Annotated in this window: 15 protein-coding genes; 11 read left to right on the top strand and 4 right to left on the bottom strand. The window is 67.4% G+C overall.

The genetic code is table 11. The features are described 5' to 3' along the window. The first annotated feature begins 204 nt into the window (after window positions 1-204). The 5 genes from ACFV4K_RS10130 (at window position 205) to ACFV4K_RS10110 (ending at window position 4,550) form a co-directional block, all read left to right on the top strand. Window positions 205-633, top strand: a complete 429-nt coding sequence (locus ACFV4K_RS10130; protein WP_379273668.1) for a response regulator transcription factor — start codon at window positions 205-207, stop codon at window positions 631-633. An 80-nt stretch (window positions 634-713) separates the two neighbouring features. Continuing rightward, window positions 714-935 carry a hypothetical protein gene (locus tag ACFV4K_RS10125; protein ID WP_379273666.1) on the top strand — a complete coding sequence of 74 codons (222 nt, stop codon included), beginning with the start codon at window positions 714-716 and terminating at the stop codon, window positions 933-935. A 233-nt stretch (window positions 936-1,168) separates the two neighbouring features. Then, complete coding sequence (locus ACFV4K_RS10120; RefSeq protein WP_379273664.1) at window positions 1,169-2,104, top strand: class I adenylate-forming enzyme family protein; 936 nt, start codon at window positions 1,169-1,171, stop codon at window positions 2,102-2,104. A 72-nt stretch (window positions 2,105-2,176) separates the two neighbouring features. Next, window positions 2,177-3,460 (top strand): PucR family transcriptional regulator, encoded by a 1,284-nt coding sequence (locus tag ACFV4K_RS10115; RefSeq protein WP_379273662.1) that lies wholly within the window; start codon window positions 2,177-2,179, stop codon window positions 3,458-3,460. A 175-nt stretch (window positions 3,461-3,635) separates the two neighbouring features. Continuing rightward, window positions 3,636-4,550 carry an amidohydrolase family protein gene (locus ACFV4K_RS10110; protein WP_379273660.1) on the top strand — a complete coding sequence of 305 codons (915 nt, stop codon included), beginning with the start codon at window positions 3,636-3,638 and terminating at the stop codon, window positions 4,548-4,550. A gap of 187 nt (window positions 4,551-4,737) precedes the next feature. Here ACFV4K_RS10110 and ACFV4K_RS10105 read toward each other — a convergent pair whose 3' ends face one another. Both ACFV4K_RS10105 and ACFV4K_RS10100 read right to left on the bottom strand, forming a co-directional pair. After that, the gene (locus tag ACFV4K_RS10105; protein WP_379273659.1) at window positions 4,738-5,094 is read right to left on the bottom strand and encodes a hypothetical protein; all 357 of its coding nucleotides are present in this window, start codon (window positions 5,092-5,094) and stop codon (window positions 4,738-4,740) included. After that, window positions 5,091-5,348: a helix-turn-helix domain-containing protein gene (locus ACFV4K_RS10100; RefSeq protein ID WP_379273657.1), complete on the bottom strand. Its 258-nt coding sequence runs from the start codon at window positions 5,346-5,348 to the stop codon at window positions 5,091-5,093. Before ACFV4K_RS10100 ends, ACFV4K_RS10105 begins: the two co-directional genes overlap by 4 nt. A 360-nt stretch (window positions 5,349-5,708) precedes the next feature. Between ACFV4K_RS10100 and ACFV4K_RS10095 the strand changes: the two genes are divergently transcribed. Then, window positions 5,709-6,935, top strand: a complete 1,227-nt coding sequence (locus ACFV4K_RS10095) for a helix-turn-helix domain-containing protein (RefSeq protein ID WP_379273655.1) — start codon at window positions 5,709-5,711, stop codon at window positions 6,933-6,935. Window positions 6,936-7,096: 161 nt separating this feature from the next. Here ACFV4K_RS10095 and ACFV4K_RS10090 read toward each other — a convergent pair whose 3' ends face one another. Next, entirely contained in the window at window positions 7,097-7,618 is a 522-nt protein-coding gene (locus tag ACFV4K_RS10090; protein WP_379273653.1) for a hypothetical protein, read from the bottom strand. Between the two features lie 267 nt (window positions 7,619-7,885). Here ACFV4K_RS10090 and ACFV4K_RS10085 point away from each other — a divergent pair, with 267 nt between their 5' ends. Then, on the top strand, window positions 7,886-8,293 hold the full coding sequence (locus ACFV4K_RS10085) for a hypothetical protein (RefSeq protein WP_379273651.1): 408 nt from the start codon (window positions 7,886-7,888) through the stop codon (window positions 8,291-8,293). A gap of 444 nt (window positions 8,294-8,737) precedes the next feature. Here the strand turns inward: ACFV4K_RS10085 and ACFV4K_RS10080 are convergent, their stop codons facing one another. Next, window positions 8,738-9,382 (bottom strand): TetR family transcriptional regulator, encoded by a 645-nt coding sequence (locus ACFV4K_RS10080; RefSeq protein ID WP_379273649.1) that lies wholly within the window; start codon window positions 9,380-9,382, stop codon window positions 8,738-8,740. Between the two features lie 105 nt (window positions 9,383-9,487). Here ACFV4K_RS10080 and ACFV4K_RS10075 point away from each other — a divergent pair, with 105 nt between their 5' ends. From ACFV4K_RS10075 to ACFV4K_RS10060, 4 genes are all read left to right on the top strand, one after another. Continuing rightward, window positions 9,488-10,300, top strand: coding sequence for an SDR family NAD(P)-dependent oxidoreductase (locus tag ACFV4K_RS10075; protein ID WP_379273648.1), 813 nt, complete (start codon window positions 9,488-9,490; stop codon window positions 10,298-10,300). 2 nt (window positions 10,301-10,302) lie between these two features. Continuing rightward, a complete protein-coding gene (locus tag ACFV4K_RS10070) occupies window positions 10,303-11,136 on the top strand; it encodes a TIGR03619 family F420-dependent LLM class oxidoreductase (protein ID WP_379273736.1) in 834 nt (277 codons plus the stop codon). 13 nt (window positions 11,137-11,149) lie between these two features. Then, window positions 11,150-11,644 carry a nuclear transport factor 2 family protein gene (locus tag ACFV4K_RS10065; protein WP_379273646.1) on the top strand — a complete coding sequence of 165 codons (495 nt, stop codon included), beginning with the start codon at window positions 11,150-11,152 and terminating at the stop codon, window positions 11,642-11,644. A gap of 92 nt (window positions 11,645-11,736) precedes the next feature. After that, window positions 11,737-13,089, top strand: coding sequence for a TIGR03118 family protein (locus tag ACFV4K_RS10060; protein WP_379273644.1), 1,353 nt, complete (start codon window positions 11,737-11,739; stop codon window positions 13,087-13,089). The last annotated feature ends 11 nt before the right edge of the window (window positions 13,090-13,100 follow it).

The following is a 13,100-nucleotide window of genomic DNA, read 5'->3' as shown; positions in this document are numbered from 1 at the left end:
CTCCGAACATCTACACCCGACCCGGCTTCCGATGTGGTCATGTGAACGCCATGAAACAGTTCACAGATGCGTTGCTGAGAGATCGCTGTTTGACATAGTGTCGTAGTTCTTCGATCGCGGTACCGATATTGCGAGCGCAGGGCGGCCTCCACTCAGCTCCATTACGCTACGGATTCGACGGTCGGGGACCCCGAAGCATCCATCATGGGCCAACTCCCGCGCTCTGCAACAGAATTCACGCTGCCGCCGACCCCAGTGGCTCAACCCGGCAAGGTCCTCGTCGTCGAGAGCGACCCGGCGATGGCGGAGATCGAGGTACTCGTGCTGGCCAATGCCGGCCATGAGGTGATTTCTGCCCCCAACGCGCAGCGCGCTTTGGCCCTGGCTCGCCGATGGAATCCGGGCTTGGTGCTGCTCGAGCTGAACCTGCCGGTCCTGCCGGGCGCGAACCTGTGCCGACAGCTGCGGAATCGTTCCCCGATTCCGATCATCGTGGCCTCCCTCGATGGCGGTCCCGATGCCATCGGTGACGCCTACGCAGCCGGTGCGTGTGACTACCTGCCTAAACCTCTCAGAAACGGTGAACTGCTCGACCACGTCCGTGTTCATCTCACGACACCGCAGGCGGCCTGAAACTTCTCTCAATTCCGCTGTGTCGCAGGCCGACACGTCACTGCGCAGGGTCCGGTGGGCGCCATCACAATGGAGACTCGGTGCGCCAGGCTGCGCCCGCCTGGTTCGATATCCAGACCCTCGACGAGATGGCCGATGTGGCTGGTAGTCAACGCGATTGCGATCAGCATCGGCGGAGCGGCGAGGACAACGAACGCCGCGCCGTGAGCCCGTTGTTCTGGTCGAACATCAACCTCAACAGCCGGTTCGGGCTCGACATGAACACCCGCGTGGACCGCACCCGGGAACGAGTGGCCGGGTAATGCCCCTGTCGATGGTCACGCCACCAACTCCCTCACCTGGTTCGGTCTATGGGGAAGCGAGGAAGCGGCGGAGGCGATGGTTACATCCCGGTTACCGCGGCGGCGTATGTGAGGTCGGAATTGTCCTGCGGTGACAATGCCCGCGGCGAATTTCGTTGATGCACGACGGTGCCTGGCGGCGGCGTGATTTCTACCGTTGTCGTCATTCCCTGTACCCGTTCCGAGGACCGCTGATGAACCCTATCTCGACTCTGCCGGACCGCCGTGCGGCTGCTGCACCGGACGCGGCCGCTGTCGCCGACGACAGCACTGACCTGAACAATGCAGGATTCCTCGACGCTGTGCGGCGTGCCGCCGCTACCCTGCGCGCCGCGGGAGTCTCGGGCGGCGACATGGTCGCGATCATGTTGCCCAACACTGTCGCTTATGTCGTATCCCTGTTCGCTGCCTGGCGTGTGGGTGCCACGGTCAGCCCTATCGACCCGTCGCTGACCTCCGAAGAAGCCGACTATCAGCTGACCGATACCGGCGCCAAGGCCCTGATCACCGCGCAGCGGCCCTCCTCCGACGCGGCGGTCCACGTCGTCATTCCCGCCGACGACCTCACCGCCGCTGACCCGGATATCGCCGAACCCGCACGGCCCCGCGACGACGCACTGGCGCTGCTGTTCCGCGCCCACGGCACGGGCAAATCCCACAGCGTGACGGTCGACCACGCCAACCTCAACGCCATATGCGCGGTGGCGATCGAGGCATTCGAACTCACCGCAGCCGATCACAGCCTGCTGCATCTGCCGTTGTTCCACGTCAACAGCATCGTTGTCGGCACTGTTTCGCCGCTGCTCGCCGGTGGGCGCGCCACCGTGGCCTCGAGCCCGAAGACATTCTTCGACCGGATCGAGCGCAGCCGTGCCACATGCATCTGCGCTGCCCCGGCCACGTATGCACTGCTGTCGGACCTGCCCGCCCACATCCGGCCGAACACCTCATCTGTGCGGTTCGCCATCTGCGGCGCGGCCCCGGCAGACGCCGAACTGCTGACCGAATTCCAACGCCGCTACGGAATTCCGATCATCGACGGTTATGTCTCCGAAGTTCCGGTGCGGGCACGCCGCTTACCGTCACCCGCACAATGGACACCGCCGGAATACTCCCGCCAGGCCGGCTAGCCGATTCGGACCGCTGCCCCGCAGAACAAGCCCGCGATTCGCGCGGCAATGGCGCAGTACTACCGTTGGGGAGTGACGACTTCTCGTCGCGGCGGTGATGTCGAAGTGAGCCGCTATGTCGCGGAGATCGCCGCCCGCATGAACGAGCGGGTGACGGATATCGCCGCGATCCTGCGGCGCGGTCTCGAGGACGAGATCCCCGAATTGCGGGGTGACCCCCGCACCATCGAACTGCTCGGTGCCAGCGTCGAAGGCAATGTCGACACCATCCTGCACGCGCTGCAGCACGACATACCGGTTGCACGGATCAACGCTCCCACCGCGGCCATCGAATACGCCAGACGCCTTGCCCAGCACGGAGTTCCGGTCAAGGCCCTGGTGCGTGCCTATCGGGTCGGGCATCGGCGGATGACCGAGTTGGTCTTCGCGGAATTGCGGGCCGGCGCTATCGCGCCCGCCGACGGCGTCACTGTCGCGGAGGCGATCACCACCGCGACGTTCGAGTACATCGACTGGATCACCATGCAGGTCGTCGCGGTGTACGAGACCGAGCGCGAGCAGTGGCTGCAGAGCCGCAACAGCGCCCGCGCGCTGCTCGTGCGCGAGGTGCTCTCCGGGAGCAAGCCGATCGACATCGACGCCGCGACCGAATCCATCCGCTACCCGCTGAGTTGGCATCACCTGGCGCTGATCCTCTGGTATCCCGACACCGGCGCGGGTAGCGACGAGCTGACCCGGCTGCAACGCTTCGCCCGTGAGCTGGCCGAGGCGGTCGGCACCGAGGCCGCGCCGCTGTTCGGGGCCGCCGACCGGACGAGCGCATGGGCCTGGCTGCCATATCGGTCCCAGCAGCCCGATGCGGTGGCCAGGGTCCGTGATTTCGCGAGTAAGCGGCTGGACGCACCGCGATTGGCGATCGGCATCATGGGCCAGGGGATATCAGGGTTCCGCCGGTCCCATCGGCAGGCGCTGCGCGCGCGCTCGGTCGCGCTCGCGCGCACCGACGTCGAACCGAGGATCATCGCCGCAAGCGATCCGGGGCTGACGACCGCGGCGCTGCTCGGCGCCGGCGCCGAGGTCGGCGAATGGGTGAGCGAGCTGCTCGGCGAATTGGCTGCCGACAACGACAACGATGCCCGGCTGCGCGAGACGCTGCGGGTTTTCCTGCGCACCGGATGCAGCTACAAGGCGGCTGCCGCAGAGCTCGACCTCCATGCCAATTCGGTGAAATACCGGGTCGGGCGGGCAGTTTCGCGACGCGGGCGGCCGATCACCGACGACCGGTTGGACGTCGAGCTGGCGCTGCTGATCTGCCACTGGTACGGCACCGCGGTACTGCGGCCGAATACGGACTGACCGCGGCGACAAACCCGCGCGCAGACGTCGTTCCCGGAGATCAGCCGCGCTGAGAGTGACTACTTGTCACAGGCCCGCACGGGCCGTTTCATAAGCGGCCACCCAGAGGCTGTCCCCGCGGCGTGCTCAGCTCATGTCGGCGGCCGTGACCAGGCCGCCGCCGACGAAGGTGCGCGTGGGCATCAGGTCTCGCAAGGGCCCGCAGCGGGCCTTGGCGGTGCGTGCGGGCCGCATCTCCGCCGTGTCCACCGACCCGAACGGCCTCGACCACCTGGTGAGCGCGGAGACCCTGGTTCACGACCTGCCCGACGCCACTGTGCTGCCCGCCTTCGGCGACACCCACACCCACCTGATCTTCGCGGCACTCGGCGCGCAGGACGTCCCCGTCCACCGGGCCCGCAACATCCCGGAGTTCCTCGACCTCATCCGGCAGCGCGCGTCCGTCACCCCCGAGGGCGAGTGGATCCGCACCACCACCAACTGGCAGGAACTCAACCTCGCCGAGCGCCGCATGCCCACCGCGGCCGAACTCGACCAGGCCACCGACAGGCACCCGGTCCTGGTCAAGCGCGGCGGCCACAACGACGTCGTCAACACCTACGCACTCCGGCTGGCGGGCATCACCGAGAACACCCCGGTCCCGCCGCGGCTCCTCGACGTCGACACCGCATTGATCGGCGCGCTCGCGGAGGACGGCCGGGCCACCTGGACGGACCTGGCCCGCCGCGCCGGCACCACGGCGCTCACTGCGCGACGCCGCGTCGAGGCCCTGGTGGCCGGCCAGGTGCTGCGCCTGGCCACCGAGATCGATCTCGCGCTGCTCGGCGCGCATACCGAGGCCTTGCTGTGGATCGCCGTCCGGCCCGGCGCATTGCAGCAGACCGCGCAGACCCTGACCGCCCACCCGCACGTCCGGTTCTGCGCCGCCACCACTGGCCCGGCCAATCTCGTCGTCGCTGTCGCCGCCGCGGACCTGGACGCCCTGTACGCCTTCCTCACCGACACCGTCGGCCCGTTGGAGGCGGTCACCGCCATCGACGTAACCCCGCTGCTCGCCACGGTGAAACGCACGGGCCTGATCCGCCATTGAGGACCCGGGCGCGGAGAGCCCGAAGGCCCTGGCATTGCCTCGACGATCTACTGGTCGGCAGCTCAGCGCCGAAATCATACTGCCCGAACCGGATCCGGCCACGATGGTGGCCGCGCTCGGCCGCCGAGGTCTACACCGCTTGGTGTCCAAGGGGATTCGACTGCGCGTATCGGAGCACTTCGTCAGCTCATCCGTCTCCGATCACGATGGCGCTCGAGTCATCGACGTGGGTGTCGGCGGTGGGAATCGTGTACCTGGTCGCGGTGTCGGTGCAGATCACATCGGCGATCTTGACCAGGGCGGGAATGTCGCCGGGCTCGAAATGGTCTGTGCTCGGGGCGATTACCTCGTTCGCGTATTCGGAGTAGGCGAGGTTCATCAGGCGATTGATCACGGCGCCGCCCGGTCGGTTCGGGTCGCCGTAGTACACGAGGATCACCGATCGCCCGTGCTCGGCGGCGAACGCGTGGATGCGGGCTTCGTCCTGGGGCCACGCCTCACCTGACAGATCGCGACGCAGGTATCCGATCACGTAGTTGGTCATGGTCGTGTCCTTGCGTAGTCGCGGTATACGGGCCGGGTGATCGCGAGGCGGCCACGGTCGGTGCAGCGCCAGCGGGCTGGGCCTTGTGGGGTCCCCATCGCCAGCCCGGCGCGTGACAACCGCAGTAGTGCCCGGTGAACAGACGTTTCAGGCACGCCGGTTGCTCGGCAGAGTTCCCGCACGGTCAACATGTGCGACAGATCCAGACTCGACAGAGCGCCAAGGGCTTTCGCCTCAGGTTCGGTGAAAGCCATCCCCTTTACCCCCTACTGATCGGTATGTAGGTGCGTGGCGGTTCAGCCGCCAGTCGCGCTTGAATGTCGGCGACGGAGAGCCGCTTCGGCCGCTGGCTGGGCGCCGCGTCCGGTAGGGCGTGGGCGGAGAGGGAGATCAGCACTAGCGCGATGATGGTGGCGACAACGATGATTTCCATGTCGGGTGTTCTCCATGTCCCTGGAACGGTGGTGGAGTGCACCCGACGCCGGGGTCTGGTGATCATGTCGGCGTCGGGGCACTCTGGAACGTAGGTCTCGCCGACGTCGCGAAGGGGTACGAACGTACCCCCAATGCCGTTACGCTGGCAGTTATCGTCACAGCACGAGGAGGTGGTCCCCGTGAGTGGTTCAGAACATCCGTCCGATATCGGTCAGCGGGTCCGGCTGCACCGGGAACGGGTGGGCATGGCGCGGCCGGTGCTGGCCGCCCAGATCGGCCGGTCCGCCGAGTGGTTGAAAGCCTTGGAGAACGGCAGGATTCAGCGCGCGCCCAGTCTCGAATTGCTGCTGCGCATTGCTCGTGTCCTCGAGCTGGACGACCTGGCTGTGCTGACCGGAGACGAGCACGCCGTGCCGGTGACGGTGTTCGCGGGCGAACGTCACGCCGCCCTCACCGACGTACAGGCCGCGCTGACCGACTACCGCATCATTTCCAGCGATCGGCCGGTCCGCCCCGAGCATCTCGCTGAGCGACTGCGGAAGGCGTGGCGTATCCGCCATTCCAGCCCCGATCATCGTTCGCAGGTGGGTGCACTGCTGCCGGGCCTGATCCGCGACGCGCAGACCGCGGCCCGCACTGCCGAAAACCGCCGCGCAGCCCGCAGGACATTGGCCGGCGTGTACCAGCTGGCGGACTTCTACGTCGCCTATCAGCCCGCACCCGAGCTGGTATGGATGGTCGCCGACCGCGCTGTCAACGAGGGGTATGAAGCCGATGACCCCTACGTCATCGCCTGCAGCGCATGGGCGATGGCGCAAGCGTTGCGCGATTCCGGCCGGTGGGAGCAAGCAATCGCGCTGGCCCGCAACGCCATCGACCAGATCACCCCTTACTTCGACCGCGAAGACACCCCCGACGACTGGCACGGCATCGCCGGAGCCCTGGAATTCGAGATCGCCTACGTCCACGGTCGGCGGGGCCGCTCCGGCGACGCCTGGCGCGGTCTGGAACGCGCCGACGGCATCGCCCGGCAACTCGGCCCGACCTACCGACACGTGCAAACCAGCTTCTCCCAGCCGGTAATGGCCTCGCACGCAACAACTCTCGGAGTCGAATTGCGCCAGCCCGGTGAGGCGATGCGGGCGGCCCGCTCCATCGACGCCGACCACATCGTGTCCGTGCCCCGCCGTGGACGCCACCTCATCGAGGTCGCCCGTGCGTACATGCAGCGCGACGAGGACACCGCAGCGCTCACGATGCTGGTCAAGTCGGAACAGACCGCGCCGGAGACGATCCGCTACAACGGATTTGCCCGCGACATGGTTCGGGACCTGCTGAAGAAGCCACCGCCCGGCATGCGCAACGACGTGCGCGAACTGAGCCAGCGAGTCGGGGTTCAGGGATGATGCGGATGCGCGCGTAGGTCGGCCGGTCCGTCGTAGCCGTGCCGCCCGCGTTGCGGGCCGCGCGCATGAACATCGTCGACGCGATCTGGAGCGAGTGACTCGCTCGGCCGCACCCAGGGTCTCCGACAGGTTCGGTGCCCTGGGCTTGCGGACCGGCGGAACTAGCGGATCTCCAATTGATAGGTGACCTCGACCCAGAAGCCGCCGGGCTCGTATTCGCCACCGAAGGTGAGGACGTAGTCGCCGGGCGCGAGATCGTCGAGGCGAACCCACAGGCCCCACGCCTTGGCCTTGAACCGGCCGGCGTAGCCGAAGGGGCCGCCGGCTGCCGCTGTGATGCGGAATGCCTTGTCGTTGGTCACTACTCGTACCGGCAGTGGGACTCCGTTCAAGGCGGCGTGGCCGGACGCCGCGGGCGCCACCGGCACCTCGCCACGCGCGAACAAGCCGTCCGGGACCTTCTGGAACATGTTGAAAGCCGGGAAGAAGATCGGCCGACCGTGCGGGATCGTGCACCGCCGCTCGACTCGCCCACCGAAAGTGCCTGCCAGGAACCAGATATCCGTCGGCTGATCGATCGCGGCGAACTCGCCGGTCTCGTCCACTACCGGGTTCTTGGCGTTCGGCACCGACATCGCCCACTGCCACCACCGAGCCGCCAGCTCGACGTCATTACTCGCCATCTCTCTACCCCACACAACCATCGACGCGAGGAAGAGCGCGAGCCACGCCGGATCGCCCCTTCCGAAGTGGACCTTTCGGAGGGTATACGAACCGTCCAGTCCGCGTCGCTGCGCACCAACCTGGCGTCCGCAGCTGCCGAATCGACTGTGCGCTGAGGGGTTCCGCACCTGTGATACTTGCTCAGTGTCTGTTGCCATCGACGCTGTGCGTGCCCTTCGGGCTCCGGAATATGTTGGCCCGCATACGCACCTTGGTTTGGAGCCGTGATGGAGTCGGTGCTGGAGGAGATCCGACGGTTTCTTCCGCTCGGCATTACCGCCATTGAAGTGGATGCTGATGGTATTTGCGTTCAGGGGGATCATTGGCGATTGCGCATCAATACGAACTGGCGAGTGACCCAAGGCGCCGAGATCGTCGTTTCACCGAATCTGGCGAGAGAGGGATCGTCATGCCCTGGCCTGGAAGAGCTGGTAGGCGATGAGGTGGTGGACGTCGGTGTCCAAGGCGTTCAATTCGCGCAGGACTTGTACGTGGTAACCCGCGAAGGGCGAATCCTGGAGATCTTCAGCGACTTTCCTTACGGTGAGTGGCTGTTATCGGTCTCGCGTCCGGGTGATGAGCGAAGGCTGCCGATCTTCGATCTCGAAGGTCCGGTGTTCGAGGTTCTTGACTGATGTCGCAGTCGGGTCCCGCAGATCAGTTCTGGCAGACCGGGTAGGCGGCGGCTGGGTTGCAGCAGGATTCGCCAGAAGGCGTGGTCGTTCGCGGGTGGTCCGCTGACACGCCACTGTGGACGATTCGCACTGTGTTTCGAGTGCGAGGAGGAATCGTCGGTGCCAGGGGGTAGAACTTGGTGAGGCACTGCATCTGCGGCTGGTGACGGTCGTAGCGAGCTCGGAGGCAGTGGCGGGGGTGGTCAGGCAGCCGCACTGGCGGATGGCGCAGGGCGGGCACTGGGTTTTGGTTGTCCGCTTGGGCATCCTGGTCGCGGGTTGTGCCTGGGTCGTGGTGTCGCCCGAGCACGCGGACATAACGTTCTGCGCAAGTGAGGAATTGGCGAAGGCCGGGTGCGTCAGGTGCCCGGCCGCTGGGGTGCTCCGGGGCAAATCGGTTGGGGGTCAGGGCTGTTCGCGCCAGGGGGCGAGGAGGAGGGTGCAGGCTCGGTGGACGTCGGAGACGGCTTGGGGGGTGGTGAGGCGGCCGGCGATGGTCCAGGTGAGGATGCCGTAGGTGCATTGTTCGAGGAGGCGGGCGAGGCGGCGGTCCTCGTCGGTCGGGGTGGTGATGCCGGCGGCGGAGAGGATGCGGTCGGGCATGACGTGGTCGGTTTCGAGGGCGGCGGCTGTGGCGGCGGTCGGGGCCGGGTCCGCGGTGGGGCGGAGGGCGTGGCCTTCGGCTCGGACCGCGTTCATGGACACGATCATGGCTCGGGCCAGGTGGGGGTGGCGGAGGAGCTCGTCGACGGCGGTCGCGAGGAATTCGGTGGCGCCCGCGACGGGGTCGCCGGTGACAGGGGTGGGGTGGGGGAGTTCACGGACGGCGCCGTCGAGGACGCCGGCGAACAGGTGGTGTTTGGAGGGGTAATAGCGGTAGAGGGTGCCGAGAGCGACGCCGGCGGATTGGGCCACCTCGGACATCTGGACTCGTTCGAGGCCGTGCTCGGCGCCGAGGCGGGCGGCCGAGCGGAGGATGGCGCGCTGGCGTTCCAGCTGCCGGGCCGTCGAGACGCGGCCGGGGGCGCGGGAGTCCTGGATGCGCGGCATGGAACCACCTTCTGTCCGATAACTAGAATTCACTCTAGTTTTTCTGGGTGGAAGTTTGTAGAACTGGAAGGGACCGAGTTCGATCTCACAGGTGAGGGAGTCGCAATGAGCGGTGTCGACCCGCAGCGTTATGGGCCGTGGGCGGTCATCACCGGGGGATCGGAGGGGGTCGGGCGGTCATTCGCGAGGGAACTCGCGGCGGCGGGGATCGGGCTGCTGCTGGTGGCTCGGCGGGCCGAACCGCTGGAGGCCACGGCCGCGGAATGCCGGGAGCTCGGGGTCGAGGTGCGGACGCTCGCAACCGATCTGACCGACCCGGCGGCGGTAGGCCGGATCGTGGCCGCCATCGAGGACGTCGAGGTCGGGCTGCTGGTGCTCAATGCCGGGGCCAATACCCACAGTGTGCCGTTCGTCGACGGGGATCTGACCGCGTTCCAGCAGGTCATCGATCTGAACATCACCGCGCCGCTCGGGCTGATCCACCACTTCGGGGCGCGGATGAAAACCCGTGGGCAGGGCGGGATCCTGATGGTCGGGTCGCTCGCGGGATATCTGGGGTCGCAGCATCACACCGTGTACGGCGGGGTGAAGGCGTTCGGGCGGATCTTCGCCGAAAGCCTGTGGCTCGAACTCGGCGAATACGGGGTCGACGTGCTGGAACTGGTGCTCGGGGTGACGCGGACACCCGCCATGGAACGGGTCGGCCTCAACTTCGACGTGCCCGGCATGACGGTGTCCGAACCCGATGACGTGGCGCGCGAAGGACTGTCGAACCTCGGACACGGGCCGGTCCACATCATGTCCGGCAACGAGGCCGGCGCCACGCAGCGCAACGACCCGGATCGGGCGACCGCCGTGCTGCGCGCCGATCGCGGAATGCGTCGGCTCATGGGACTGCCCGAGCGGGTGGCGCGATGACCGTGCGGCTCGGACTGTCCACACCCATCGTCGTGCAGTTTCCGGGGATCGCGTCACCGTGGGAGGCCACGGCCGGGGCGGAGGAGCTCACCCGGATCGCCAGGGCCGCCGACGAACTCGGGTTCGACCACCTCACCTGCGCCGACCACGTCGGGGTGCCCGCCGCGGCGGCCGCCGTGCGCGGCGCGACCTACTGGGATCCCCTCGCGACACTGTCCTACCTGGCCGCGCACACCAGCCGGATCCGGCTCGCCACCTCGGTGCTCGTGCTCGGCTACCACCATCCGCTGGCGCTGGCCAAGAGCTACGGGACCCTCGACCGGCTGAGCAACGGCCGTGTCGTGCTCGGCGTCGGAGTCGGTTCTCTCGCCGAGGAATTCGCGCTGCTCGGCGCGGCCTGGGAGGATCGCGGCGCACTCGCCGACGCGGCACTGGCGCGACTGAAACGGGCCTGGGGCCGCCGGGAAGCCGAGGACTTCGTCATCGAACCCCATGCGATCGACCACGCCGTGCCGATCTGGGTCGGCGGACGCACCCGCCGGTCCCTGCGCCGGGCGGTCACTCTCGGCACCGGGTGGGTGCCGTTCGGGCTGAGGGCCGAGCAGATCGCCGACATGCTCGCCACGGTCACCGTTCCCGAGGGCTTCGACATCGTGCTCTCGCCCGGCGCCCCGCTGGATCCGCAAGGCGACGAAGCGGATTCACTGCGCAGGCTCACGGCCTTGCGTGACGCGGGCGCCACCCACCTGACCTGCACCGTGCGCGCCACCGACGCCGGGCACTACTGCGAGCAACTCGCCGCTCTCCGCGAACTCGTCGACCGCCATCTCCTCTAGCAGAAGGACTCCCATGACCGACGAGCGTCTCGCCGCCCTCGAAGCCCGGCTGCTGCGCCTCGAGGACGAGCTCGCCATCACGCGACTGATCGCCTCCTACGGCCCGCTCGTGGACGCCGGGGTCGCCGACGAGGTCGCCGAATTGTGGACCGAGGACGGCGAATACGACGTCGAGGGCTGGCACATGCGCAGTCGCGAAGACGTGCGCGCCATGGTCGACTCGACCGCGCATCAATCACTGATCGCGGCCGGATCAGCCCATTTCCTGGGCCCGGCGGCGGTCACCCTGAACGGCGACACCGCCGAAGCCGTGTGCGAATCCCTGCTGATCCGCCACCGCGACGGCGAGTTCTTCGTCTGGCGCGCCGGGGCCAACCATTTCCGGCTCGCCCGTACCCCGGAAGGGTGGCGGGTCACCAGCCGCGTCACCCGCGTTCTGGACGGTTCCGACACGGCTCGCGGACTGCTCCGCGCGCCCTGGACCGGCGCGAATATCACTTCCGAATAGAAATGAGGGTCCCCTAACGACAGATGCGCTTCGTCCAGCTATGGTTAGCATCACCTAATGCCGAACCTGGGCGTTTCGTTGGAAGGACTGACATGAACGGACGAGCGAGCGGTACCCCGGGCCGCAAGACCCTGCTGCGGGTGTCCGCGCTGGGTGCCGCGCTGGTCGTGGCGGCGGCGTGCGGCAGCACGAAGTCGGACTCCGACGACGTCAAGGCCCTCGACGGCAACCATTACGCCCAGGTCAACATCGCCTCGAACAAGGCCTCCGACAAGGCCCAGTTCACCGACCCCAACTTCATCAACGCCTGGGGCATCGCGGACCGGCCCAAGGGCGCGGGCGGCCACTTCTGGGTCGGCGCGGGCGGCTACTCCTTCCAGTACGTCGGCGACGTCACCAAGTCCCCGGACGCCAAGTACCAGAAGATGTTCCAGGATCAGCTCAAGCTGGTCACCATCCCCGGCGCCGACTCCATCCCGGACGAGGACGGCGACGAGGGCGAGGGCAAGACCACCGGCGTCGTCTTCAACCCGGCCCCCATCACCTCCGACATCTTCCTGGTGAAGGACCAGCCCGTCAGCTACGACGGCAAGGACGAGAAGCTCACCGGCTCCGCGCGATTCATCTTCGCCACCGACTCCGGCAAGATCTCCGGCTGGACCGAGCAGGGCGCGGGCGGCGCCATCGTCCGCCACGACGGCCCCGCCGTCCTCGAATACGACGGCACCGCCCAGGGCATGAACTTCAAGGGCATCGCCCTCGACCCGTCCGGCACCAAACTGCTGGCCGCCGACTTCGGCAAGGACCCGCAGGTCCGCACCTTCGACAAGGACTGGAAGCTGGTGCCCACCACCGGTTTCGCCAACCCCTTCGCCACCGGTGACGCCGTCGACCCGGCCGACGCCACCAAGGGCAAGAAGATCAAGGTCGGCGACCCGGCCCCGTTCAATGTCGCCACCATCGGCGACCGCGTGTTCGTCACCTACGCCATCACCGGCTCGGAGGGCGGCGACCCGACCAAGCTCAAGGTCGGCGAAGAGGACTCCCTCGACAAGGACCAGGAGAAGAAGGAAGGCAACAAGGCCAAGAAGGGCCAGGTCGCCGAATTCGACAAGAGCGGCAAGCTGGTTCGCACCATCGACGCCGACGGCCGTCTCAACGCGCCGTGGGCCGTCGTCGTCGCCCCGCAGGGCTTCGGACCGCTCTCCGGCAAGCTGCTGATCGGCAACTTCGCCGGCGCCGGCCACATCCTCGCCCTCGACGACCAGTCCGGCAAGTTCGTCGACTACCTGCGTGACGCCGACGGCAAGCCCGCCGAGATCGACGGCCTGTGGGGTCTGATGTTCGGCAATGGTGAGAGCCTCGGCGACGCCGACGCGCTGTACTTCACCGCCGGGCCGAACTCCGAGAAGGAAGGCCTCTTCGGCAGCCTGCGGCTGAAGTAAGCCACGAAACC

It is taken from the genome of Nocardia sp. NPDC059764, assembly GCF_042732555.1.
Lineage (GTDB): Bacteria > Actinomycetota > Actinomycetes > Mycobacteriales > Mycobacteriaceae > Nocardia.
Note: the sequence above shows the minus strand (reverse complement) of the source record. Positions and strands in the feature narration are given on the sequence as shown.